The 24229-nt window shown below is 64.8% G+C and carries 28 protein-coding genes; 12 read left to right on the top strand and 16 right to left on the bottom strand.

Annotated features, from left to right (window positions below; all coding sequences use genetic code 11):
• Positions 1–200: 200 nt before the first annotated feature.
• Positions 201–446: a hypothetical protein gene (locus tag ACNQS7_RS02065; RefSeq protein WP_418011217.1), complete on the top strand. Its 246-nt coding sequence runs from the start codon at positions 201–203 to the stop codon at positions 444–446.
• Between the two features lie 281 nt (positions 447–727).
• Here the strand turns inward: ACNQS7_RS02065 and ACNQS7_RS02060 are convergent, their stop codons facing one another.
• The 5 genes from ACNQS7_RS02060 to ACNQS7_RS02040 all read right to left on the bottom strand — a co-directional run bounded on the left by ACNQS7_RS02060 (position 728) and on the right by ACNQS7_RS02040 (position 3328).
• Positions 728–937: a hypothetical protein gene (locus ACNQS7_RS02060; RefSeq protein WP_418011216.1), complete on the bottom strand. Its 210-nt coding sequence runs from the start codon at positions 935–937 to the stop codon at positions 728–730.
• Between the two features lie 261 nt (positions 938–1198).
• The gene (locus ACNQS7_RS02055) at positions 1199–1537 is read right to left on the bottom strand and encodes a hypothetical protein (RefSeq protein WP_418011215.1); all 339 of its coding nucleotides are present in this window, start codon (positions 1535–1537) and stop codon (positions 1199–1201) included.
• Between the two features lie 696 nt (positions 1538–2233).
• Positions 2234–2629, bottom strand: coding sequence for a PIN domain-containing protein (locus tag ACNQS7_RS02050; RefSeq protein ID WP_418011214.1), 396 nt, complete (start codon positions 2627–2629; stop codon positions 2234–2236).
• On the bottom strand, positions 2626–2916 hold the full coding sequence (locus tag ACNQS7_RS02045; protein WP_418011213.1) for a type II toxin-antitoxin system Phd/YefM family antitoxin: 291 nt from the start codon (positions 2914–2916) through the stop codon (positions 2626–2628). The genes ACNQS7_RS02050 and ACNQS7_RS02045 overlap by 4 nt, the downstream gene beginning before the upstream one ends.
• A gap of 220 nt (positions 2917–3136) precedes the next feature.
• Entirely contained in the window at positions 3137–3328 is a 192-nt protein-coding gene (locus ACNQS7_RS02040) for a hypothetical protein (protein WP_418011212.1), read from the bottom strand.
• Positions 3329–4051: 723 nt separating this feature from the next.
• Between ACNQS7_RS02040 and ACNQS7_RS02035 the strand changes: the two genes are divergently transcribed.
• The 4 genes from ACNQS7_RS02035 to ACNQS7_RS02020 all read left to right on the top strand — a co-directional run bounded on the left by ACNQS7_RS02035 (position 4052) and on the right by ACNQS7_RS02020 (position 8740).
• Positions 4052–4792: a TnsA-like heteromeric transposase endonuclease subunit gene (locus ACNQS7_RS02035; protein WP_011894084.1), complete on the top strand. Its 741-nt coding sequence runs from the start codon at positions 4052–4054 to the stop codon at positions 4790–4792.
• Between the two features lie 123 nt (positions 4793–4915).
• A complete protein-coding gene (locus ACNQS7_RS02030; RefSeq protein ID WP_005148662.1) occupies positions 4916–6880 on the top strand; it encodes a Mu transposase C-terminal domain-containing protein in 1965 nt (654 codons plus the stop codon).
• Entirely contained in the window at positions 6868–7896 is a 1029-nt protein-coding gene (locus ACNQS7_RS02025; RefSeq protein WP_005148661.1) for an ATP-binding protein, read from the top strand. The genes ACNQS7_RS02030 and ACNQS7_RS02025 overlap by 13 nt, the downstream gene beginning before the upstream one ends.
• A 412-nt stretch (positions 7897–8308) precedes the next feature.
• A complete protein-coding gene (locus ACNQS7_RS02020) occupies positions 8309–8740 on the top strand; it encodes a hypothetical protein (protein WP_225503056.1) in 432 nt (143 codons plus the stop codon).
• Between the two features lie 136 nt (positions 8741–8876).
• Here ACNQS7_RS02020 and ACNQS7_RS02015 read toward each other — a convergent pair whose 3' ends face one another.
• From ACNQS7_RS02015 to merA, 5 genes are read right to left on the bottom strand one after another with little or no spacing between them, the layout of a single operon-like run.
• Positions 8877–9725 (bottom strand): cytochrome c biogenesis CcdA family protein, encoded by an 849-nt coding sequence (locus tag ACNQS7_RS02015; RefSeq protein ID WP_005148659.1) that lies wholly within the window; start codon positions 9723–9725, stop codon positions 8877–8879.
• On the bottom strand, positions 9722–10276 hold the full coding sequence (locus ACNQS7_RS02010) for a TlpA family protein disulfide reductase (RefSeq protein WP_005148658.1): 555 nt from the start codon (positions 10274–10276) through the stop codon (positions 9722–9724). Before ACNQS7_RS02010 ends, ACNQS7_RS02015 begins: the two co-directional genes overlap by 4 nt.
• Positions 10269–10559: a hypothetical protein gene (locus ACNQS7_RS02005; protein ID WP_005148657.1), complete on the bottom strand. Its 291-nt coding sequence runs from the start codon at positions 10557–10559 to the stop codon at positions 10269–10271. Before ACNQS7_RS02005 ends, ACNQS7_RS02010 begins: the two co-directional genes overlap by 8 nt.
• Before the next feature lie 32 nt (positions 10560–10591).
• Entirely contained in the window at positions 10592–11233 is a 642-nt protein-coding gene (merB, locus tag ACNQS7_RS02000; RefSeq protein WP_005148656.1) for an organomercurial lyase MerB, read from the bottom strand.
• Positions 11234–11259: 26 nt separating this feature from the next.
• Positions 11260–12663 (bottom strand): mercury(II) reductase, encoded by a 1404-nt coding sequence (gene merA, locus ACNQS7_RS01995; RefSeq protein ID WP_005148655.1) that lies wholly within the window; start codon positions 12661–12663, stop codon positions 11260–11262.
• Positions 12664–12719: 56 nt separating this feature from the next.
• Here merA and ACNQS7_RS01990 point away from each other — a divergent pair, with 56 nt between their 5' ends.
• On the top strand, positions 12720–13109 hold the full coding sequence (locus tag ACNQS7_RS01990; RefSeq protein WP_005148625.1) for a heavy metal-responsive transcriptional regulator: 390 nt from the start codon (positions 12720–12722) through the stop codon (positions 13107–13109).
• A gap of 138 nt (positions 13110–13247) precedes the next feature.
• Positions 13248–13889: a cadmium resistance transporter gene (locus tag ACNQS7_RS01985; protein ID WP_079481877.1), complete on the top strand. Its 642-nt coding sequence runs from the start codon at positions 13248–13250 to the stop codon at positions 13887–13889.
• Positions 13890–14261: 372 nt separating this feature from the next.
• Here ACNQS7_RS01985 and ACNQS7_RS01980 read toward each other — a convergent pair whose 3' ends face one another.
• Positions 14262–14699: a type II toxin-antitoxin system VapC family toxin gene (locus tag ACNQS7_RS01980; protein ID WP_418011211.1), complete on the bottom strand. Its 438-nt coding sequence runs from the start codon at positions 14697–14699 to the stop codon at positions 14262–14264.
• On the bottom strand, positions 14686–14931 hold the full coding sequence (locus ACNQS7_RS01975) for a hypothetical protein (protein ID WP_065137461.1): 246 nt from the start codon (positions 14929–14931) through the stop codon (positions 14686–14688). The genes ACNQS7_RS01980 and ACNQS7_RS01975 overlap by 14 nt, the downstream gene beginning before the upstream one ends.
• A 310-nt stretch (positions 14932–15241) precedes the next feature.
• Between ACNQS7_RS01975 and ACNQS7_RS01970 the strand changes: the two genes are divergently transcribed.
• On the top strand, positions 15242–15790 hold the full coding sequence (locus ACNQS7_RS01970) for a nuclear transport factor 2 family protein (protein ID WP_418011210.1): 549 nt from the start codon (positions 15242–15244) through the stop codon (positions 15788–15790).
• Position 15791: 1 nt separating this feature from the next.
• Here ACNQS7_RS01970 and ACNQS7_RS01965 read toward each other — a convergent pair whose 3' ends face one another.
• Positions 15792–16370 (bottom strand): carboxymuconolactone decarboxylase family protein, encoded by a 579-nt coding sequence (locus ACNQS7_RS01965; RefSeq protein WP_418011209.1) that lies wholly within the window; start codon positions 16368–16370, stop codon positions 15792–15794.
• A gap of 133 nt (positions 16371–16503) precedes the next feature.
• The gene (locus tag ACNQS7_RS01960) at positions 16504–16866 is read right to left on the bottom strand and encodes a hypothetical protein (RefSeq protein WP_418011208.1); all 363 of its coding nucleotides are present in this window, start codon (positions 16864–16866) and stop codon (positions 16504–16506) included.
• Positions 16867–16969: 103 nt separating this feature from the next.
• Between ACNQS7_RS01960 and ACNQS7_RS01955 the strand changes: the two genes are divergently transcribed.
• Positions 16970–17830, top strand: coding sequence for a hypothetical protein (locus tag ACNQS7_RS01955; protein ID WP_418011207.1), 861 nt, complete (start codon positions 16970–16972; stop codon positions 17828–17830).
• Complete coding sequence (locus ACNQS7_RS01950) at positions 17831–18727, top strand: hypothetical protein (RefSeq protein ID WP_418011206.1); 897 nt, start codon at positions 17831–17833, stop codon at positions 18725–18727.
• On the opposite strand, the gene ACNQS7_RS01945 is transcribed toward ACNQS7_RS01950, so the two are convergent.
• The gene (locus ACNQS7_RS01945) at positions 18724–19551 is read right to left on the bottom strand and encodes an acyl-CoA thioesterase (RefSeq protein ID WP_418011205.1); all 828 of its coding nucleotides are present in this window, start codon (positions 19549–19551) and stop codon (positions 18724–18726) included. The genes ACNQS7_RS01950 and ACNQS7_RS01945 overlap by 4 nt on opposite strands.
• A gap of 36 nt (positions 19552–19587) precedes the next feature.
• Positions 19588–20601 (bottom strand): CobW family GTP-binding protein, encoded by a 1014-nt coding sequence (locus ACNQS7_RS01940; protein ID WP_418011204.1) that lies wholly within the window; start codon positions 20599–20601, stop codon positions 19588–19590.
• A gap of 173 nt (positions 20602–20774) precedes the next feature.
• Here ACNQS7_RS01940 and ACNQS7_RS01935 point away from each other — a divergent pair, with 173 nt between their 5' ends.
• Positions 20775–22310, top strand: a complete 1536-nt coding sequence (locus tag ACNQS7_RS01935; RefSeq protein WP_418011203.1) for a Re/Si-specific NAD(P)(+) transhydrogenase subunit alpha — start codon at positions 20775–20777, stop codon at positions 22308–22310.
• Between the two features lie 29 nt (positions 22311–22339).
• A complete protein-coding gene (gene pntB, locus ACNQS7_RS01930; RefSeq protein ID WP_055576698.1) occupies positions 22340–23761 on the top strand; it encodes a Re/Si-specific NAD(P)(+) transhydrogenase subunit beta in 1422 nt (473 codons plus the stop codon).
• Positions 23762–24229 lie beyond the last annotated feature (468 nt).

Here is a 24229-nt window from a genome sequence, read left to right as displayed (position 1 = left end):
CGGAGCGTACCGGAGGGCAAGCCCGCAGGATGCGTGGATCTGCCAGCCGATTATCGGTGGTCAGGGCGCACGACTCTGTGCTGTGACCGTTAGGGATCGTTACCGCAATCGCGACTTCGCGCTCTTATCTTTGGACATACGAGGAGCGCTCGACCCACCATCACGCCTATCGGCATCCGCAAGCCTGGGGGGCTGGAATTATGACCACCGCAATCGGCACGTACGACCCAATCGGGAAATACACGGCCTACGAGCATGAAGATTTCATCTCGGCGGTCGCAAGCATCAACGCAATTGGCTGTGAAGGGGACACCGTTCCCGCCGAACCGAAGCCGCGCTGGCGACTTACCGAAGAAGAGATCGTGCGCGCGGCGATCACCATGATTTTGGTATCCCTCGTAGCGCTGATGGGTCTCTCCGCGGGCGCGATCTTGACGATGGGGTGACGGCGCCCGGGCTTCGCCGGCGGACCGACGACGAAACCGATTGCGGCGTTCATCATTTGCTGATCCGGCGCATCGACACCACTGGCCGAGCACGCCTGCCGAGGCGTGCCACGGCCCAATGCCGCCAGCGCGCGCACCCCGGAGGGCTTTCGCCGCGGAGGCCGCAAAGCGCGGCGTGCGCGCCGCCCAGTCGTGAGCATGGCAATGAAACCCGTTGGGGCTGATGGCCAGATCGCCACCAGCGGCCGGACCAGATCTGGTTCCACCGCGTTGTGACGGGTTTACGCAACACTGCTGAAGATCGCGATAACCAGCCCGCCCAGGGTCAACACCCCAACCACTACTGCGGCGGCGATCGCCCGGTTCCGTCGGTGCCGCCGGGCGTCGTAGATCGCCATCGCGATAGCGGCCAAGATCAACCCCGCGTAGGCCGCCAGCCCCGCCGTCAACGCCGCCGTTGACGCGGCGCTAGCAAGGGTCACGCTGTACACGACCTGAGCCTACGGCGCGAACGGAAGCACCGGCCCGATTGTTCAGTTCCAACCGGGGCCAGCGCCGCGGTTCACACGCGTCTGATGAAGCGGGGCCGTGTCGTCTCAGTGACGGGATCCTCGCCGCGGTGACGGGTGCGGCTTTCTCCCCGACGCCGGAATGACTGGCCCGAAAGTGGCGGTCAATGCACCGCCACCTTCGGGAGGCGTGGTTTCCGTCATCATGGCAACGCTCGCCGGCGTTGAACTCGCAAATACGGACTACGGCGCGGGGATGCGCGGATCCACCGTGTAGGGGCCGCCCGGATCCTGGCAGTAGAACAGCCCGCAGTTGACGGCTGGACGCGACAGGTTCGCCAACGGGATGCCTGGCGGCGGCAGCTCACCTTCCCAGACGCCGTTGGACACATTCCCCGGTACGCCGTACACCCACCAATAGGTGTGGCAGACGTTCCAGTCCCAGTTGGGCCGGTAGGACCCAGAGCCGACGGAGGCCGGGTCCTGGCCGGGGCACCAGGTTAGGGGGCCCTTGGCGCTGCCGTCGGCGTGCGCGATTGCCGGAGTGAGGACGAGTCCAGCGACGGCGACGCCTGCCGACATCAGCGACCTGGCAAGTAATCTCCTGCGGCCGTGCGTAGTTTTTATGACTTTTCTGCTGCGCATCTCCGCTCCTCTTCTAGGTTGATACATCTGTGTCAGCAGCTATCTCATAGCTTGCAAACGAGAGCGTACTGGGGTCATCTTGGGAAATTCTTGCGCCGACCTTCCGCTTTTCGGGTGGGCTCGATCCCGCCCCTGGCCATCGGTTGTGAGCGCGGCGATCGACCATTACTCGCCCCAGTTCAACTCATTGGACGACGATGTCGTCCGTTTATCTATGGCCATGAAAAAGTACCACTGGTTGCCAAGTCGAGTTATCCGTTTTTGGCTAGCTCAAGTATCCACCCCGCGTTCTTCGTGTCGATCAGAAACTGCGGGTCCCGATGGTGACGGTGAAGGCGCCAACCAATCGCCATGGCGCCGCAAATATCAGCCCGGTTGCTTTAGCAGAATGATTGTCGGCGCAGCTGAGTAGCGAAAATCAGCGTGCCAAGGCAAAGGCGGCGTCGGCGGCTCGGGGGATGGGGCGGAAAGGGCGGCAACGGTGCGCTGCGCCACACGCCGGGTGCGCGCCTTCGAGGAAGCGGCGTGCAGTTGAGGCGTTGACGATTTCCGTCGAACTGCAACCTCGTGCCGCATGGCGGGTAAAGACACGTCACCTTTTTCGTCCGGGTGGGCTGGTGCCGGGTCCATTCATCAAAGTGCAATCACGTCAAGCACGGTTTCGAGCCCGGCGAAGTCGGTGGTGTTCCGGGTGGCTAGGGCCGCGTTGTTCGCGACTGCCACAGCCGCGATCATCACGTCTACTCGCCGCCGACCGCCAGGTGTACGTCCCGCTTTGACCACCGTGGCGCACAGTTCCCGGTACACGTCGGCCTCGCGTTGGGCGAACGGCAGGCCGTCTCCGTAGGCATTGCGCAATTTGATCAGATCGAGTGCGGCGCGAGCTGCGATTGCGGGGTCGGAATGTGTTGTGCCTTCGCTGAACTCGGCGAAGGCGATTGCAGAAACGAAGAGTTGATGGTCGCCAGGCGGCAGGAGTTCCCATCGGGGCCGCTGAATCAACAGATTGGTATCCAGGTGTATGTTCATCGATTGCCGATTCGGCCCGCTTCGTCGCGTCCGCGCTCGACAATTTCCAGGAGTGCCTGTTCGTACCCGGCCGGCCTTGGCTGGTCGTATACGCCGGACTTTGCGATTTGTTCGAGCGTGGCTCCGGTTCTTTGCTCAGGAGGCGCGGCGTGCGATTGCCTGGTGATGACCACACCTGTGTCCTTGCCATGGTTGGTGACGCGGTAGGTCGTTCCATTCTCGGCCGCCTCGATGACCTGCGAAGCGTTCTGGCGCAGTTCGCGGATCCCAACAGTCTCCATGCACATCAATGTAGCACATTTGTAGCACCTTGTGTGTTGTAGCGAAACCGAACTTCGGGGGCACCATCCCGACCCCGGATGGGCCGCTGCGTAGGTTGTTCGCCAACGATGTCGCAGTCGCCACGATTTCGCTTCCACCGCAGCCGATACCCACCCAGCGAGCGTTTCATCTATCGCGGAAAGACACCCGCTACGTGCCCGATGGGTTGATGAGCGGTGAACTGTGTTAGCAGATCCCCGCTGGGGCCGAGTACTGGCGCTTGGCCGGCACATTGGTGTACGCGACGGCTGGGAACGCAATAGTGCCCATCCACAACCTGCCGCCCGATTCGACGACACCGGTGACGACCCCGAAGTCCGGATGCTTGGTGCGGATGCCGCCGACTACGGTCTGCGCTCGATGGTCACGCGTCAGCACACTGGGACTTGACGGATTGCCGATTCAGCCATGACTGGTGATGCCTGGCCAACAGGGGGACCGCGCCCTGTCGACCGTTGCCTGGCATCACGATGCCGCGTAGCAGGGCTGGCACATATTCTCGGTATCGCTTCGACATGGCTACCTCTTTACCCAGAGCCCCGAATTTTCGACGGTAGTCCGGTTCATGGGGCGCCGCCGCCCCTATGCGGCCATTTTCGTCCAAGCAGATGGGCCAGGAGACGTATTCGCGCTACTTGCGATTACCAACTCACAACTTGACATAATGTCGCTTATCGGCAAAACGGGGAACTGGAGTTATCGGAGAGGCACGCGTGCGCGCCCCGCGCGAGCAGCTAATTTGAGCACTCTCGGCGTCGGACGCCGGTCGTCCGCGCCGCACTATGAAGGCGCCGAACCGCGCGACCAATCACCGCCGCCTATTACCCGTTACGTGCCTTCCCGTGCGGGGCTTACGCGGGCGCCCGGCCGGTGCCTGGCGATCGCCGCAATCTTGTCGCACCGGGGCGTCCACAACACTAAAACGTCACAGTGACGAATTAGGCCCGGCGCAGTTTTGCGCCTACCCGCTGCTGGCTGGCAGTCAGGTTTGAGAGTCACGCGCGTTGTCCGTTCTCATTGATTCTGGGGCATTCTCATTGAATCTGGGGTAAGTGCGTGTCTTTCTCATTGAATCTGGGGCACGAGGCTTAGCGTTTATGTGTGCTGACGTCGGCTGTTTCGGCTGGGCCAGGTGTAGCGAGTGCAGTGGACTTGGAGTTCAACACCCGCGAGGGATGCACGCGGCAATCGCTGGACCGATGTGCTGCAACCCGGTTTGAGTTGGACTGTTCACCAGTGCGGAATTTCCCCTCGTTTCGAGGTCAGCGTAACTTTCCCGGGCTGTGGTGGTTCGCCACAACCGGCGCACATGTAGGTCACGAGTCCTGGGTAGAACGTGACCAGTTGATGGCGTTGGATGCCGATCCGGATGTTGTTGGTGTTCTGTCGCAACCATTTTGGATTCATTGGCGTGACGGCACGCGGCATGCTCCTGACTACTTCGTGCGGCGCCGCGATGGATCTGTCGTCGTAGTCGACGTTCGTGAGGACGACCGGATCTCTGACGCTGATCGGGACGTGTTCGATCGGTCTGCCGCCACGTGCGCGATGGTCGGTTGGGATTACCTGCGTGTCGGTTCCCTCGATCCAGTGCTGCGGGCGAATCTACGTTGGTTATCGGGTTATCGGCATCCGCGAGTATTGAAGATCGGTTTGGCTGATCAACTGGCGGAGGTCTTCGCTCGGGTCCGTCCGTTGATGGCTGGTGTGCACGCGGTCGGGACTCCTTTGGTGGTGCTGCCCGTACTGTTTCATCTGCTCTGGCACGGCCGTTTAGTTGCCGATCTGCAAGGAGCGGCACTTGGCGACGACACGGCGATTGGCCTCGGGACCGGGTGGTGACCTGACGTGCGAACGGGTGTCGTCCGAGAGGGAGACGAAATCCGTTTATCAGCAGGTGTTTTCACCGTCGTAACCCTGTCGGGCGGATCAGCTCGACTGGTTGACGCTGTCGGCGAGCAGATTGTGGTGCCGCTCTCGCAGCTGATGGTTGATCCGGCATTGGAATTGGTGTCGGGGTCGCGACCGCCACTGTGTTCTGAGGAAATGCTGGCTGGCATTCCCGAGGCAGCCGTCGAGCAAGCACGGTGGTGGGAGCGCCACATCGTGGAGATCCTCAGCGGCCGCCCGCCTGGGACGGCCGCGGGCATTCGTCCCCGCCCAGAGTTCGACACGGCGAAACGATCTCTGCGGCAGCGTGAGCTGGCCAAGTTGGACGAGCTGCGTGCCGCCGGCCACGACGTGAGTCGGAATGCGTTGCAGCGTCGCCGATTTGCCTACGAACGGGACGGGCTCCTGGGAGTGGTTGACGGGCGCCATAATCGGCGGCGCGCGGTATTCGGCCGTGTGGACGACCGTGTCGTCGCCGCGGTGCGGGATGCGATCGAGGGCGAGACCGACCTGTCAACGGGAACGGTGCAGCGTCTGCAACGGCGGGTCGCCAAGACGCTGGTGGCCACCTATGGTGCCGACGACGCGCCCGCGATGCCGTCGCAGCCCACCTTCTACCGGCTGGTCAAGCGCCTCGCGGAAGGACGGCACACGTTCGGGTCAGCACGGACGCGGCGATCGCTGTCCAAGCAGCCCGATGGCCCATTCGGGTCGATCACCGTGGTGCGCCCCGGCGAGATGGTGGAAATCGATTCAACCCTTCTGGATGTACGGGTAGTGCTCGATGACGGCATGGTAGACCGAGTCGAGCTGACTGCGATGGTCGACAACGCTACGCGGTCCATCCCGGCCGCGGTGCTGCGACCGACGACCAAAGCAGTGGACGCGTCACTGCTCTTGGCGCGGGCATTGACGCCCGAACCGATGCGCCCGGGATGGGCCGATGCGCTGCGGATGTCCCGGTCGGTACTTCCGCACCACAGCCTGACCAGTGTCGATCAGCGCCTGGCCGATGCTGCGGCCAGGCCGGTGATCGCTCCCGAGACGATCGTCTGCGATCACGGGAAAGCGTATCTGTCCCAAACATTTCGGCAAGCGTGCTGCACATTGGGGATCAATCTGCAGCCGGCTCATCCCGACTGCCCGACCGATAAGCCGAAGATCGAGCGGACATTGCAGTCGGTGGGCACCCTGTTCGCACAGTACGTGGCCGGTTACGTCGGTTCATCGGTGGAGCGGCGTGGGAAAAACGCCGAGGACGACGCGGTGTGGTCGATGATTGAGCTGCAGGCGCTGCTGGACGAGTGGATCATCGCGGTGTGGCAGAACCGCCCCCACGATGGCCTGCGGGATCCGGTGACGCCGGGGAAAGCGTTGTCTCCCAACGAGAAATACACTGCCCTCGTTGAGGTGGCTGGCTATGTACCGGTCCCACTGGACGCCGACGACTATATCGAATTGCTTCCCGTGCAGTGGCGCACAATCAACAGTTACGGGGTCCGGATCAACCATCGCACCTATGACGCCAAGGCGCTCAACCCATACCGGCGCCAGCATTCCGGGGTCGATGCCCGTAACGGACAGTGGGAAGTGCACTACGACCCGTATGACGTGTCGAGGATTTGGGTGCGCAATCACCACGAAGACGGATGGCTGGCCGCGACGTGGACGCACCTTCGGTCCTCGCCGGTGCCGTTCGGCGAGACACTGTGGCGCCACGCCCGCTCCGTAGCCGACCGCAGAGGGGCCCAGAAGACCCAGGAAGCGGAGATTGCGGCCATCGCGGAGGACTTGCTGGACCGCGCCGCCGCTGGGCCGCAGCAGCAGACGAAAGCCGAGCGCCGAGTGACTGGACGGACCAGCGCCGCGAGCGCCGGCCGGGACTGGCCGGACCCGACGGAATCATCCGAACATCATGGCCCGTCACCGTCGGAACGGGCCGCCGACAACGAGACTTTCGACGATGACGGCGAGATGGCGGAGGTCATACCCCTGCCGGTGTTTGATGCACGCAAGGAGGCCCAAACGTGGCGACTGTGACCGAGATTGCGGCGGTGGGTCAGTTAGAGGATCGCCGCCAGCCGACCACGACGCTGGAGGGCTGGCGGCGTTTTGTTGATGCCGATCCGCCGGAGTTCACGTTGCTCGCCGACGACGAGTGGGCCAGCCTCGGTGAGGACGAGCGGACGGCCTACAACGAGGCCCGGGTTGCGCATCATTCGGAGCTGGTGGTGGTCACCACGTCGGCGATCGAAGCGATCACCCATCAGGGCCGGCTGTTGACATTGCTCAACCAGCGCGAGATCGGGGCCCGGCGCGGGCTGATCATCTCCGGCGGGGCAGCGACGGGGAAAACTACGGCGATCAAGCAACTGGGTCGGTTTCACGAATTGCGCACCCGTGCAAGGTTTCCCGGCGATGAGAGCCGGATTCCGGTGGTGTATGTGACGGCCCCGCCGAAAGGGTCGCCCCGCAAGTTGGCGATGGAGTTCGCACGGTTTCTGGGGCTTCCCACGCTCAATCAGCGGATGAACGTGACCGATATTTCCGATGCCGTGTGCCAGGTGCTCATCGATGCCCGTACCGACATCGTGGTGGTCGATGAAATCCACAACCTCAACCTCGACACCCGCGCCGGCGAAGAACTGTCCGACCACCTCAAATACTTCACCGAGCATCTGCCTGCGACATTCGTTTACGCCGGGATCGAAGTGGAACGCTCGGGGCTGTTCACCGGCACGCGGGGACGGCAGTTGGCCGGCCGTTGCGGGGTGATCCACACCAGCGCATTCCCCGACGCCAAGGAGTGGCGACAACTCGTCGCCGCCATGGAAGGTACCTTGCGTCTGCATCGACACGAACCGGGAAGCCTTGTCGCCCAGGCCCGTTACCTGCACCGCCGCACCGGCGGGATGATCGGCAGCCTGGCCCACTTGATCCGGGCTTCAGCAATCCAAGCGATGCTCGACGGCACCGAGCACATCACCCGCGAGGCCATGGACGATATTTTGATCGACTACGCCGCCCACACGGCCGCGGCCCGCACGGCCAGCTGACGTGGCAACTGTCAGGCCGTGGCCGCGCGGACCACGCCAGCGGCTCCCGCGAACGATCGCACCGTTCCGTTGGGAAGCCGTATCGTCCTACATCGACAGGCTGGCCCGCGCCAACCATATCGGCGTCTCCACACTGCGCGGCCATGTCGCCGAATCATGCGCAGCCCGGCCGCGACCGGACTGGTTGGCCGTCGTCAGCGGCCAACCTGAGCAGGTAATCCGGTCCCGTCTCTGCGGGCTTGCTGGCGACCCCACCGCGCTCAAGCAATATCTCCGCCGCCCTTTGTGTCAAAGATGTATGGCACGCAAGGGAATACACGAACCCGTCTACTGCTACCTGCCTGCACATGTCTCCGTATGCCACCGTCACCGACGCTGGATCGGTTCACCAACGCGCGTTCTTGACGACCAGGTGGATCTTCGTGACCGGCCCACGGTGCTCAGTGCCGGGCGCACGCATCGGCGCTTGGCCCGTCAGTATTCAGAGGTCGACCTTCATGACGCCTTGGGCGACGCCCGCCACATCCTGGTCTTCTGGGCTCACGCAGAGCGTCACGTGGCGGCGGGGATTCTGCAGAATGGCCTAGAAGCGCACGTGGTGGCCTACCCCGATGTGATCGCCGTAGCCGCAACATTGCTCACAGCTCGCCCTCGGGTTGAACAGCCCAGGACGCCAACGGAACCCGCCTGGCCGACGCTACTGCTCGACCGCATCAACGAACGCACCGGCGCCCACCATGCCGACGCCACCCCCGTCGAGCAATGGGCGCAGTACCGACGCCTATTCGCCACTGCCGTATTGACGACACGCTCAGACGGCGCAGAACTGGCGTGTCGCGCTTAGGGGTCGGCAGTCTTGAATGTGCCTTATCAGTAAGGCACTTGTGGTGTGCATCTGACTGTGTCCGACGGTTGTATCTATCGGCTTTCTAATCGTTAGGGACAGTGGTATCTGGCTGGGTGTATCGGCCGGTGAATCATCACCGGCGGCGCTGCTTGCCGGTGATTGGCCGGCGGTGGGTGGTCCAGTACGCGGCCACCGCGCTGACCACCACAGCGAAGGCGGCAATGACGCTGGCCGGGAGGGCGTGGTCCTGCAGCCATCCGGTCGCGGTGGCCGACCAGCCGGTGAGCAGGTTGCCGCCGCTGGCGGTGTGCCCGGTGGCCGCGGGCAGCCAGTACCACGCGAGGTAGGCGCCGGTGGCGATGAGGACAACGGCGGTGACGCGGGTCCCGTGGCGGGCGAGGATACCCAGATGCCGGGTCAGGGCCGTGCCGGCGATGGCGGTGCCGACGCTGACCAGCATCAAGATGGTGGCGGCACCGGCTGTGTATGCGGTGAACACTGCCAGCAGACCGCCCCATCCGCTGGTGGCCTGGGCCTGGGCGATCACCGCGAGCAGTACCCCGAAGGTGCAGGACAGTGACGCCAGGGCGTAGCCGATTCCGGCCGCGAGCACACCACCGGCTGTTGGGGAGTCCGGCCGATGACGCGTCCGGGCAGGCATACGCAGACCGATGGTGCGGCCGGTGAGCATGAAGCCGCCCAAGATGGCCAGGGTGAGCCCGATCGTGATCCCGAGCCAGGGAGCAGCCGTCACCAGGGTCCGGGCACCGGCACTGATCGCGATACCGGCGAGGGTGAGGGTGCCGGTGAACCCGATGGTCAGGACGGCCCCGGTGCGCAGTGCCCGGGCCAGCCGCACGAGCACCGCATCGGTGCCGCCGGTGGCGATGGTGCCGGTGATCCACGCCGGTAGCAGCGCGAACCCGCAGGGGTTGACCGGGGCGAGCATGCCAGCGGTAAACGCGAGCGCGAGCAGGTTCACCGTGCGGCGCTGCTGCCGAGGGCGGCCAGGATCTGATCCTGGGACGGGGCGTGGCCGCGGTAGCTGATCTGCCCGGACGGGTCGATGACGAGGGCGGTGGTCGGCGCGGTCACCTGGTAGCGGCTGGTCAGGGCCCCGTTAGTATCGACGACCGCGGGCAGGCTGGTGCCGCCGATCTGGTCCAGGAAGTGGCGAACATCGGCGGGTTTCTCGGTGGGGACGATGTCGACGGCTAGGAACTTGGCGCTGCCTCCGGCTTTCTCCACGGCCGCCCGAGCAGCGGCCAGGGATTTACCGCCGCCGACGCATTCGCCGCACCCGTAGGAGAAGAACAGGATCGCGGTCGGGGCGGCAGCGGGCAGTTCGACGGTTTTGCCGTCCACCGTGGTCAGTGTCGCCGCCGTCGCCTGGGTTGTGGCGTTGGCGTGTGGCGGTGAGGTCGGATTGCTGGTTGTGGCCGATTGGCCGCACGCGGTCAGCGCGCCCGCTGCCAGCATCACAGCCGTAACGCCCGCCCACCTGTGGGGTGTAAACGAACGCGTTTCAGACATTGTCGATGCTTCCTTTCGTCAGGTCGTCGAGCGTGTGCGTCGCGGGTGAATGGCTGTCGGCGGGACAGCAGTGATCGCCGCGTTGACCGCGGCGGGCGAAGGCGACCACAGCCGCCAGCAGCAGCGCGACGGCTGCCCCGATGACCCATGGATTCTCGAGCAGTCCACACACGGCGGCGAGCGCGCCGCCGGCGATCAGGACTGGCGCGGCGCAACACAGGGCCGTCACCAGCACCGCTGCCGCACCCAGCAGCACGGGATTTCTTCGTGGACGTTGATTCATTGATTTCTCCTCATCAGGTTGGGTGCGGCTGGTCAGCTGCAGCAGCCGGGGTGGGCAGTTGGCGGGGTATGGAGCTGGGTAAGGATTTGTGTGGTCAGGGCTGCGCCGAGTTGGTGGGCCTCAGCGACGCTGACGATCTGACCTTCGGGGTGCTCGGCGAGCCACGGCGCGGCGTCCTGCGCGCAGGTGAAGTAGTGCACCTGGTTGCAGAATGAGGACCGGATCGAGGTGAGGTCGTCGGGGTTGACCAGCGAGACCACCGCGGTCTCGGGCTGCACGCTGGTGACACCGTTTTCGCCGACCGAGACCCTGATCGGGTGCCCGCTGACGGGTGATTCGGATTCGATGCTGGCGGGCCGGTCCAGGATGGTGGGAAAGATGAGGGTGTCCAGGGCGCACCAGGTGTAGAGCTCTTGGCCGGCCACGGTGAATCGGTGGCGGGTCGGGCGCAGGGTCAGGCCCTGGCCGACGATGCGGCCCTGCTCGTCGTATTCGGTGTCGGGTACCGCGGCCAGACGCCGGGTCACCTCGTCAACCGGGAGGCCGACGGCCGCGGCGAGCGCCTCCACGGTGACCGGCTCGCCGGCGGCGAGCAGCCGCAGCAACGGCACCAGCATCGTCGGGTCGAGCCCGGACTCTTCCGGAATGGTCAGGCGGTCAAGGAAATTGGGCATCAGGAACCTTTCGAGTGAGCCATGCGTCAGGATGCGCAGCAGGACAGTCGGGACATATCGGCGCTGAAGGACTGGGCGGCGATTTTGATGCCTTCGGCCATGGTCAGATACGGGGCCCAGGACCCGGCGACCTGGTCGACGGTCATCGCGGCGTCGAGGATGTAGACCGCGGCGGCGGCGATCTCGCCAGCATCCTTGGCGACGGCGGTGATGCCGTGGATGCGGCCGGTGCCGGCGTCGGCGACGAGTTTGATGAAACCGCGGGTGTCTCGGTTGACCACCGCACGCGGCACATGTTTTAGCGGCAGCACCCGGCAGTCGCACCGTGTCCCGGCGGCGAGGAGCTCGGCCTCGGTCGTCCCGGCCGCACCGACCGCGGGGCTGGTGAACGTCACGCGGGGCAGATGGCGGTAGTCGACCCTGCGGCCGGCGTCGGTGAAGATGTTGTCGGCGACCATCGCGCCGTGATGGGCGGCGACGTAGACGAACTCGCGGTGCCCGGTCACGTCGCCGGCCGCCCAGATCCGTGGGTTCGACGACTGCAGCCCGTCGCTCACCACGACCTCGTTGTTCTCGCCGGTTTTGACCTGCACCGCTTCGAGATTCAGGCCGTCGGTGTTCGGACGGCGGCCGGTGGCGACGAGGACTTTCGCGGCACGGAACTGCTGCGTTCCGCCGGTGATGGTCGCGGTGACCGTGACCTGATCGTCGGCCTGCTCGACCTCGCTCACCGTGGCGCGGCGCACCACCCGGATGCCGTCGTCGGCGAACACCTCCAGCAGCGCCATGCCGACTTCCGGCTCTTCCTTCGATGCCAGCGTGGAGCGGACCAGCACCGTCACCGTTGACCCGAGCCGGGCGAACAGTTGCGCCTGCTCCAACGCGACGTAGCCGCCGCCGATCACCAGCAGCGACTCCGGGACCTCGGTGACTTCCATCGCGGTGGTCGAGGTCAGGTAGGCGACGCCCTCGAATGCGGGCGGGATGACTGGGTTCGCGCCGGTGGCGATCAGGTAGTGCTCGGCCTCGATGGTGGCATCGCCGACCTCGATGACGGGCGCGTCCGGGGTTCCGGCGAACCGCGCTTGGCCCTGAATGCGCTGCCAGCCATACGATTCGGCCACGTTGAGGTACTTCTCTGAGCGCAGCGACTCCACCAGATCGTGCGTGCCGGCGATCAGGGCCGCCATGTCCACCGGGCCGGCCGTGGTGGCGATCCCCGGGAACCGGGCAGTGTCGGCTGCGGTATGCCGGGCCTCGGCCGCTGCGATCAGGGCCTTTGACGGCACGCAGCCGGTGTTGACACACGTGCCACCGAAGATGCCGCGCTCGATCATGACGACGGACTTGCCGAGCGCGGTAGCGCGGATCGCCGCGGCCATCGCCGCGCCGCCGGAACCGATGACCGCGAGGTCCAATCCCTGACTCATGCACCCATCCTTGACCTTCAAGTAGGCTTGAAGGTCAAGTGTTCTGAGGAGACATCGTGAGAATCGGGAAGCTCGCCGAGGCGACCGGGGCCACCACCGCGACGCTGCGCTACTACGAAGACGAAGGCCTGCTCCCGCCCGCCGAACGTTCCCCGGCGGGATATCGCGACTATGCCGCCGACACGATCGCCCGGGTCGGCTTCATCCGACGGGGACAGGCCGCCGGGTTCAGCCTCGCCCAGATTCGGCAGATCCTCGACATCCGTGACAGCGGCCACGCGCCGTGCACGCACGTGCGCGACCTGCTCGACATCCGACTGACCGACCTCGACGAGCAGATCAGCGCACTGGTGGCACTGCGCGAGACCATCGCCCGGCTGCGGCAGGGCGCCGAAAGCGTCGACCCGGAATCATGCAGCGCCGATGACGTATGTCGATACCTCTAGGAGCCACCTCCGTGGCACCGGAGGCATGTATTTCGTCAAGTCCGTTGACCCCGGCAGTCGTCATGAATTTCCGCCCCACTGGAGGTCGTTGGTGCGCGGGAGCGCGGGGCCTGCTGAGCAGTAGGCTCACCCGATGCGGTGGGATTTCACTCGAAGCTGGTCGCATTGGCCGTGCTGAGCCCAGCCACACTCGTTCAGGCGATCGCCACCTTCGCCATCACCAATATCGACGACATCGTGGTCCTCGCGGTGATGTTCGGCCAGGCGCCCGGTCATCGTGGCGCAGCCATCCGAGTGACCGCCGGTCAGTACCTCGGCTTCACCGCCATCTTGGCAGTTTCGGTCGGCGGCGCACTCCTGGGTGCCACGCTGCTTCCTCCAGCCGCACTGCCGTACTTCGGGCTGCTGCCCATCGTGTTGGGGCTGCGGGCGGCATGGCTGGCCTGGCGGGATCGCCGCACCCAACCGGCGCCGACCGATGATCCCGCAACACTGTTGACGCCTGGCACCTGGCAGGTCGCAGTCATCACCTTCGCCAACGGCGGCGACAACATCGGCGTGTACGTTCCGATCTTCGCCGTCTCAACGATCGCCACCATCGGTGTTTACATCATCGTGTTCCTCATCGGTGTGGCCATCTGGTGCGCGGCCGGCCGATATTTCGCCTCCCACCCGATCATCGCCAAAGCACTCTCACGCTGGGGCCACATCGTTCTGCCCGTTGCACTGATCACAATCGGGGCCCTCATCCTCATCAAAGGCGGAGCGTTCGCCCTCTAGCTCGGAGCAACTTCACCACTCAGGGCCAGGAGGCGCTCCTGCATCGGCATGTGTTGGCGTTCAACCACTTTGGTGATGTCCCGGCCCGTATCCGCTATGACAATCTAAAACGGGCGGTGGCCAAGGTGCTCAAAGGCCGCAGCCGGCACCCGAACTACCAACACGAGCGAGCGCACCACAGAATCATGATCGTGTGTCACGAGAGACACGATCACAGTAGTTATACCGAAGACGTACCCGAGCCAACGGAATCGACAGGAGACCATTCCGGCTACCCTGCTGCGCTCGCAGCCGGGCGCGGAAGCAGGGTTGCCCCAGATTCAATGAGAAACGTCGCGATCGAAATTCTCATCCAATCTGGGGCAATGCAGGTCAGACTAGTAAATGTGCCCCAGATTCAATGAGAACGGACACGCGTGCACCGACCACTTCAATGTTGCAGACGGGACCGTGCGCGCGGGCTAGGCGCGCGTCCATCGTCAAGAGCGTCGCATCGAATGCCTCCGCCAACGCGATGTAAAACGCATCCCATCCCCGCACCGAGTCCTTCAGCCCCCATGCCCTTTCAAGCAACCACCGATGCCCAAAACGCTCGCCTGGCCAATCACGCAAGTCGGCTACCGCTTGTGCCGCGGCAGTGCCGTCGAGCCTGGACTGCAAGTACTGAGCGCGAATAACCCCCATCACTTCGACATCTACGATGTGCGGGGCAATTTGATCGGTATCGGCGGCCAGGCGCGCCGCGATGTCCGCCGCCCGTGGCGTATCCGCCACGACCTCGAATAGACACGAAGCATCAACGACCAGCATCGGGCCACTCGCCACGCCACTCGTCCAACGTCGCAAGCACCTCAGCAGTCGACACAGTCGACGGCCGTCGATTGATGCGAGACAACCACTGCGACACCGAAGGCCGGGCTGCCAGGCGCACCGCTTCGCGCCGTAACAACTCCGGCACGGTGATGCCTTCATCAGCGGCGCGGCGCACCAAGCCGGCGTACACCTCGTCGTCAATGTCCCGAATTTGGACAGTCTTAGGCATAATCGCATGTTATCATGCATCGTTGCATGAAGCGATGCAAACTTGCAGCAAGCCATCACGGTCTTGCCATAACATCGACTTGGGTGTGGAACGACTGCCAACGCTCGCCTCTTCGGCGCCGCCGCCCCGCGGAGACCGCGGACCGCGCTGACTCGACGCCCGCCTTCCGATCGCCTTCGACCAACCCCCCCACCTGCCGCCAACCAGAATCATCTGACAGGTTGCATCACGCCATTCGTCACTGTGACGCAATTGTTCTGCGCCGCTGCACCATTCGGCCCCGTAAGCAGAGTTCGGTTACCGTCAACGCATGCCGTCACCCGAAGATGTCCTTGCCGCGATCCTGGACGAGCACGCGCTGAACAAGCTTGTTCAGGCATACTGCCGCGCGGTCGACCGCGGCGATCTCGAGACGCTGCGCGACCTCTATCACGACGATGCTCAGGATGAGCACGGTGCCTTCTCATCCGGTCCGGTAGCCGACTTCATTCAGACACTCGCGGAGTCTCGCAGGTTCATTCGCTCGATGCAGCATCACGTCACCACGACGAACTTCGCGGTCAGCGGGAGCTACGCGGAGGGCGAGATCTACAGCATCGCTACGCATACCATCGCTATCGGCGCCGGAGATTCCGACGTGGTCATCGGCGGCCGCTATCTGGACAAGTACGAAAAGCGGCTCGGTGTCTGGAAAATCGCCGAGCGGCAGATCGTGACGGACTGGGTACAGGTGAACGATCCCTCGATTGCAGGAAGCTTCAGCCATCCAATGACCCGCGACACACCGACGGGCAGCCCGGGTCCAGATGACCCGTCCCACAAGTTCTTCACACTGATAGGGACGACCCGAGGCCGATGATTTAAAAGATGGGCTCTTCACGTCCGGGAACAGAGGCCTCAAAAGCGTTGAGCGTGACGGCAACCAGCGAAAAGCAGCCGACCAGAAAAGTTATCTCCGCGGCACCGGACTCGCCCAGCCGGGCGACGGCCGCCTGGTAGGTCGACTCCGGCAGTGGCCCTCCGCGATTCAGTGCGCGGGCCATGTCGTAAGCCACGCATTCGTCGGGAGTCAGATCGACCGGCCGTTCGCCGCCGGCGACTGTCGCGATCTTGTTCGGGGCGAGCCCAGCCTGGGCTGCGAAGTATTCGTGGCCGTACATTTCATAGCGCGCGCCGAATTTCGCTGCGGTCACCAGGATCACGAGCTGGTGAATCGGACCCGGCAACACCGCGTGTTCCCACAGCGACCTGTTCAGGGTCCAGGCCGGCCCACCGAAGTGTGGAAAATGAAGCCAGCCGTTGAATGGGCCGAGCAGTGCCCCGTCGCTGCGGCGTGCGACCAGATCACCAAAGTGCGCGTCAATGACTTCCGACATGTCTCGGTGCAGTTCACGTTGCTGGGTATCCAAATCGTCGGCTGGAATAGGACGAAGTCGCATCGGGATCTCCTGGTAAGGGAAGAGTTCGATAACCGAGTACCTACAGCCAAGCGCTACTCGAACGCTGCGTCTACGACGTAATTGTTAGGACTGATAAGTGCGGATTCGCACGAGTTCGTCGCCTCCCAAGCGATCAGCAGTCGCCCACCTGGTCGATGACTTTCCTCAACGGAGCGGCCGGCGTGACGCCTGGGATGTAGCCGGGATTGTCGGCCGACCAAGCGATCTTGGAACAGTAACCGGGTCCGGTCGGCTGGCCCGCACGCCAGGTATCGAGCGTCGGCCGGCAGTTATAGATGTCTGCTGGGTTGGCGAATATCGCGCGATCCGGCACGCCGGGACCGTGCTGCCAGATGATCAAGCCACTGGAGACCGGCAGATCACAAGGCAATTCGGGCACGGGAATCCGGATGATGTCGCCATGCGCAAGCGGCGCGACGGCCAGCCCACATGCGGCGAGCAAGGTAGCCGATACAGACCTCAGTGGAACGGACAATTGGACTGCCCTCTTTTCTGACCTGTCGGAAGTCACTCCGATTCCAGGTTAGACCCCGGACTTCACCAGCAAACAGCTATTCACGCGGGTTTACGATGACGCCGTGGCGGATGTGACGGTGGCGCTATTCACCTTCACCAGGAACGAAGCGACGGCGGTGACGGAGTTGCTGACTCGCCTCTGCGTCGACCTGCCGACGTTCGGAACCTCCATATGGGCGCCGGCCGGACCGGGCGACGAAGCGTTGGAGGGCCGCCTTTCTGACGGCAGGTCCGCCCGGCTTGAGCACCATGCCTTGAGCGCCCAGGGGAATGTCGTCGCCGCGGCCGCTCTCAGCAGATCGACCCGGGAGAATCGGGCCGACTACTACGTCTTCTACGGTTGCTGCGGAACCCTCGACCGCAGGCTGGTCGGCAAGGTATTCCGCGCGGAGAAGGTCTCCTACCTGTCGTTGGGAGTGGTGGCCGCTTCGGCCGAGGGTGAAGTCGTGCAGTTGCAGAACAAATGGATCGTGCGTACGCAACCTAGCGAGCAAGCCCCGCTCGAGGCCATCGAGTTGCGGGCAGGGGCAGCGGGCGCTCCCGGGTCCGTATGGGGGTTGGACGTTCCCGACGCTCACGTGCTCGCCACCGACAAAGTGATCAAGATTTCGCCGGGTCTCGCACCGGCGCCATTGAATTCGCCCTCGGGCAGCCCCGTCTACGCCAAGGAGAATTGGACTTACTCACTGGCGCTTGCGCTCCACTCGCAACTGACGGCCAAGCCCATACTCGTCGATATGGAGTCCTTCGGTATCGCGTCCACGATGCGCGCGCTGGGCTTGTGTGAGCGCGTGCTTGTCTTGCGTGTCGCATCGGATGCGTTGACCGACAAAGCAGATCAACGCGAGGAGGATCAGCTCGACTTTCTCAGGGCGGGTCTGCCTGACCTGGCTGCCGCGATTTCAACGATCCTGGGACTTTGAATGACGCCGGAAGATCCGCCGCGGACACTGCAGGACGAGGTGCGCAGATTGCGCGCCGGCATCGTCAAACACCTCCCGTTAACGCGCGACCCACAGGAGTCGGAGATGGTCCGCGTGGTCTCGGCCGCCTCGCTGGCCTGGGATGGCCAGCTCGACCGCGTCGACCGTTTCTCTCGTCCGCTGCTGCCGTCGGGCACGTTGACTGAACAGCGGGCGAACCCGGAGATGACAGCACAGCTCTTCCTGGAGCAGATGGCGTCCGACTATCGGCGAGTGGCGTCATGTTCACTTGACCTGCGCGAGGTGGAAGCGCGGCGTGATACGCCCCAAGGCAGGAAGATCCTCGAGTACGCCGGTGTCGCCAGCCGACCGGTGGCTCCCCTGGCAGTCGGCCAATACCTTGCGGCCGAGCATGCCTCGGACCTGGTGGATGCGGTGGCGCCTTGGCTGTTGCCCGCAGAGGATGCCGAAGCGCCGTACGCCGCGGCATTCGGTGATGTTCTCGGGCCCTTCGTGCAAGCGGCACTGAACAATTCGCGTTCCGCGCCGTCGATTCCGCCACCCGATTGGTCAACCCAGATGGGGCATTTGTGGTGCCAGAAGTTTCTCGCGGCGGGCGCCGAGATTTTGAACTGCCCGGCGCTGCTCACCCGTTCACACATCGAAAGCCGCGCCGCATCTCGGCAAAGCTCCGCTGATATCACCGAGACCACTAACACCGTCGTGGCGCTCGCCGGAAAATTCCGCCGCGTGTCGGACGTAAGAGTAAGCGCCACAGGCAATTTGCCACAGATAGAGCTCATCCTCGCCGGCGGCGAGCTTAGCGAAGACGAGTTGGACCGGTTCACACGGAGCGCGCAAAACTTACCCGCAGTGGTGACGATTCTGTACCGCTAACCCCGTCGCGCCGGAAAGTACATCTCCTGTCGCACCGTGCACACCAACTCGCCGTTGCGGTTGAACATCGTCCCGTTCGCCAACGCGAGCGAGTCGGCGCTACTCGGCGAAGACCGTTGCAGGAGAAGCCAATCCGACAACACCGCCGGCGAGTGGAACCAAACCGAATGGTCACGCTGGGACGACTCCCCGACTCCCCCGTGCGCGGCGAAGGCCGGCTCGGTCAGTGTCACCGCGGACAGGTAGGCCACCAGGCTGGCGGTCAGCACCGGATCGTCGGTAACCTCGCCATCCGGTCGCCACCACATCGCCGACCGCGCCGGCGGCAGATTCTCACTGTCGATGACGCGCCGCTCGAACCAGCGCAGGCTGGCGTACCGCCCCTGCGAATTCGGGTCGGACTCGGCGAGGTGCGGCGCCACCCAGGGCAACGTCTCCGGCTCGGGTGCCGGCGGCATCGGCGGCTGATAGGCGACCGCAGCGGACGCCGGATCAGCGACCTTGAACGACGACATCGCCTCCATAAGGATCTTGTCGTCCTGGCGTGCGGTCACCCGGCGCGCCGAGAACGTCCGTCCCTCTTGCAGATTCACCACCTCGAAGTCCACCGTCCGGCTGGCGTCACCAGAGCGCAGGAAATACGTGTGCACACTGTGCGGCGCGCGGCCCGGCGCGGTGTAGGACGCCGCCAACAAGGCTTGAGCCGAGATATGCCCACCGAGGATGTGGTTGTGCGGAGCAGGCAGCTGCCGGCCGGTGAAGAGCCACGGCTCGACGCGGGCCAGCTCCATGGTGGCAAGCACGTCGCCGAGAGAGGATGACATCGCCCCGTATCTTGCCCGATCGCCACCCGGCCAGGCTCAGCAGCTGAACTGGCGGTATCGCTGCAGCCGCCGCAGCGCCGCCGCCGACGCCGCAGCGGTGACAGGTTCTAACGCTCGGACCAGTTCGGCGCGCACTGCGGCGACGTCGAGATGCATGCCGATCGCCACCAGAGAGTTCCCGACGGCCCGCGGCGGCGCCTTCGCAATGTGAATGGCACTCCCGACGAGGTTGAGGACATAGGTTCGGGTCGACCGCCCGTGCCGCACCCCCACCACACCCTTGAGCCGAAATACCCCGTCGGGCGGCTGTTCGACCAGGTCAAACAGCGCATCGAGGTCGACACAGCCGGTACTGGTGACGGTAACGGCATCGGCGTGCACGTGGTCGTGGGTGTGCTCGGCGTCGAGCAACAACTCCCGAAACGACAGTTGCCCCGTCTCCTCCTGCGATTCCAGCGGGTCGAACAGCAACGTGGGGTCGACCCGGCCAGCTGTGGTGCCCACCACCTGAACCCGTGGGTTTCGTTGCGCCACACGTTCCCTGACGCGTTGCAGCACCGCAGACCGCTGCTCTTCGGGCACCTGGTCGAGCTTGTTGACCACCACCAGCGATGCCACGCCATAGCGCACCGGCGGCAGTTCGCCGCGGTCGATGGTGTCAAAGTGGTTGACAGCGTCGACGACATCGACCAGGCCGCCGCTTCGGACCCCGGCCAACTTGCTGAAGCCGATGATCCGCGCAATCGACACCGGATCGGCCAGCCCGCTGGCCTCCACGATGATGGCGTCCAGTCGACGGGCGGGATCGGCGAGCTTGGCGAGCGCATCGTCGAGCCCACCGTCGTCGGGCAGGCAGCAGATGCAGCCGCCGGCGATCGAGGCGGGCTCGTCGACCTGGCCGGCCACCAGCGCGGCGTCGACATTGAGTTCGCCGAAGTCGTTGACCACAACCCCGATCCGCGTACCCGGGCTGCGCAGCAAATGATTCAGCAGGGTCGTTTTGCCGGCCCCGAGATGACCGGTGAGCGCGATCACAGGTATCGCTGACACCACTCTCCCCCGACGTCGGAACCAGGTCATGCAAGGCTAACCGCAGCGCCGAACAGCCCGTTCGGTCTAGCCGTTTTCTTAGGTTTGGCTACCGGTGCCGTAGGCTTTGCGGCGATTTGTGAACGCAGACGCGCACCCCTTGGCGCTCAACCGACCGAACGGACTTCAAGCAAGTGATCATCGGAATACCGCGCGAGTCTCTCTCCGGTGAGACGCGTGTTGCCGCCACGCCGCAGACCGTCGGGCAACTCACCAAGCTCGGCTACTCGGTGGTCGTCGAATCCGAAGCCGGGGCCGCCGCGAGCTTCCTGGACAGCGCCTACGTCGAAGCCGGCGCCGACATCGGGTCGTCTGAGCAGGCATGGACCGCCGACATCGTCTTGAAGGTGAACGCCCCGAACGACGACGAGATCGCGGCCCTGCGCGACGGTGCGACCCTGGTCAGCCTCATCTCCCCGGGCCTGCACCCCGAGCTGGTCGAGAAACTGACCACCCGCAAGATCACCGTGCTGGCCATGGACGCGGTACCCCGCATCTCGCGGGCCCAGTCCCTGGACGTCCTGTCATCGATGGCCAACATCGCCGGGTACCGCGCGGTCATCGAAGCGGCCCACGCCTTCGGCCGGTTCTTCACCGGCCAGGTGACCGCAGCCGGCAAAGTGCCGCCGGCCAAGGTGCTCGTCGTGGGGGCCGGGGTTGCCGGCCTGTCCGCGATCGGGGCGGCCGGCAGCCTGGGCGCCATCGTGCGCGCCACCGACCCGCGGCCGGAGGTCGCCGATCAGGTGAAATCGCTTGGCGGCGAATATATTTCGGTTGACGACAGCGAAGCCGAGGTATCCGCCACCGGCTACGCCAAGGAGATGAGCGAGGACTACAAGGCCCGCGAGGCGCAGCTCTACGCCGAGCAGTGCCAAGACGTCGACATCATCATCACCACCGCATTGATCCCCGGCAAACCGGCGCCGCGGATCATCACGGCAGACATGGTGGCCGCCATGACCCCGGGCAGCGTGATCGTCGACATGGCCGCCGCCAACGGCGGCAACGTCGAGGGCACGGTCAAAGACCAACTCGTCCTCACCGACAACGACGTGACCATCATCGGTTACACCGACCTGGCCGGACGGCTACCTGCGCAGTCCTCTCAGCTCTATGGCACCAACCTGGTCAACCTGCTGAAGCTGATGACGCCCGAGAAGGACGGACAGCTCGTCCTGAACTTCGACGACGTGGTCCAGCGGTCCATGACAGTGGTCCGTGACGGCGAATCCACCTGGCCTCCGCCCCCGGTACAGGTCTCTGCCGCCCCCGCCGTGCCGGCGGCCGCGGCGCCGGCCAAGGAGTCGCACGCCAAGCAGCCGATGTCCAACAAGCGACGGCTGACGACGACTCTGATCGCCGCCGCGGTGCTGTTCGGCCTGATCGCGATCTCACCGGCCGCCCTGCAGGTGCACCTGACGGTGTTCGCGCTGGCCATCGTGATCGGCTACTACGTGATCGGCCACGTCCATCACGCCCTGCACACCCCGCTGATGTCGGTGACGAATGCGATCTCCGGAATCATCGTGCTGGGCGCCCTGCTGCAGATCGGAAAAGAGAACCTCCCGATCACCGTGGTGTCCTGTGCGGCGATCCTGCTGGCCAGCATCAACATCTTCGGCGGCTTCGCGGTGACGCGACGCATGCTGGCCATGTTCTCCCGCAGCTGAGCCTGCGCACCCAATCGGAGGATCATCCCTTGTTCACGATAGAAACCGCCGCCAAAGCGGCATACGTCGTCGCGGCCCTGCTGTTCATCCTGGCGCTGGCCGGGCTGTCCAAGCATGAAACGTCGCGGGCCGGCAACACTTTCGGCATCTTCGGCATGGCCGTAGCGCTGGCCGCGACCATCGCGCTGGCGATCAACGGGCACATCGAGTCGCTGGGCGTGGCCCTGCTGGCCGGTGCCGTGGCCGTCGGCGCCGCGATCGGCCTGTGGCGTGCCCGGGTGGTCGAGATGACGGGCATGCCCGAGCTGATCGCACTGCTGCACTCGTTCGTCGGTCTGGCCGCCGTGCTGGTCGGCTGGAACGGCTACCTGTTCGTCGAACACAACCCCGGCGGCGCCGAGGCGGCCACCCTGCGGGCGGAGGGCCTGGGTGGCATCCACTCGGCCGAGGTCGTCATCGGCGTCTTCATCGGCGCCGTGACGTTCACCGGCTCGATCGTGGCGAACCTCAAGTTGTCGGCCCGGATCAAGTCGGCGCCGATGATGTTGCCCGGCAAGAATTTCCTCAACGTCGGCGCGCTCGTGCTGTTCGGTGCCCTGACGGTGTGGTTCGTGATCAACCCGACGATCTGGCTGCTGGCCGCCGTGACCGCGCTCGCGCTGCTGCTGGGCTGGCATCTGGTCGCGTCCATCGGTGGCGGGGACATGCCGGTCGTGGTGTCGATGCTGAACAGCTACTCGGGATGGGCGGCGGCCGCGTCCGGCTTCCTGCTCAGCAACGACCTGCTGATCATCACCGGCGCCCTGGTCGGGTCCTCGGGTGCATACCTGTCCTACATCATGTGCAAGGCGATGAACCGCTCGTTCATCTCCGTAATCGCCGGAGGGTTCGGCATCGAGGCAGGTCCGGCCGAAGACAAGGATTACGGCGAGCATCGGGAGATCACTGCCGAGGGAGCTGCGGAGCTGCTGACTTCGGCCGATTCAGTGATCATCACCCCCGGATACGGGATGGCTGTCGCCCAAGCCCAGAACGCCGTGGCCGATCTGACCCGCAAGTTGCGCGCCCGCGGCGTCAACGTCCGGTTCGGCATCCACCCGGTCGCGGGACGCCTGCCCGGCCACATGAACGTGCTACTGGCCGAGGCCAAGGTGCCCTACGACATCGTGCTGGAGATGGACGAGATCAACGACGACTTCTCCGACACAGCCGTTGTCCTGGTCATCGGCGCCAACGACACGGTCAACCCGGCCGCCGCGGAAGACCCGAGCAGCCCGATCGCCGGCATGCCCGTTCTCACCGTCTGGGACGCCGATAACGTGATCGTCTTCAAGCGGTCGATGGCCTCGGGCTACGCCGGCGTGCAGAACCCGCTGTTCTTCCGGGAGAACAGCGCGATGCTGTTCGGCGATGCGCGCGACCGGGTAGAGGCGATCCTCGCGGCCCTGTAGCCTCACTCTTGCGGCCACGCCGGCGGCGTTTTGGCGCCGAGATTGCCGCTGCGGTCGCGGTTTGCCGACAAAGCACAACCACCACCGCCATGTCGCGGGACGAACTGTCTTCGCGCTGCGTGCGGCGGCGCCGGTCGGTCGGTCGGTCGGTCGGTCGGCGACATTGCCGCTGCGGTCGCGGTTCGCCGACAAAGGACAGCCACTACCGCCATCTCGCGAGACAACCGCACGGGCGCTGCGACGACGGCGCCAGCCGGTCGGCGAGATTGCCGCTGCGGTCGCCGATCGCCAACAAAGCACAACCACCACCGCCATGTCGCGGGACGAACTGTCTTCGCGCTGCGGCGGCGCCCCATCCGTGTGAGTATTCGATGTGATGACGAACCGGTGTGCCGAAAGCCCGGAAGCCGGGCGGGGAACTCGATACGCTTGGCGCACATCACCGGTGACTGACGCTTAGGGGGCGAC

Source organism: Mycobacterium sp. 23 (assembly GCF_048287075.1).
Classification (GTDB): domain Bacteria; phylum Actinomycetota; class Actinomycetes; order Mycobacteriales; family Mycobacteriaceae; genus Mycobacterium; species Mycobacterium gordonae_B.
This window is presented reverse-complemented; position numbering and strand designations above follow the sequence as displayed.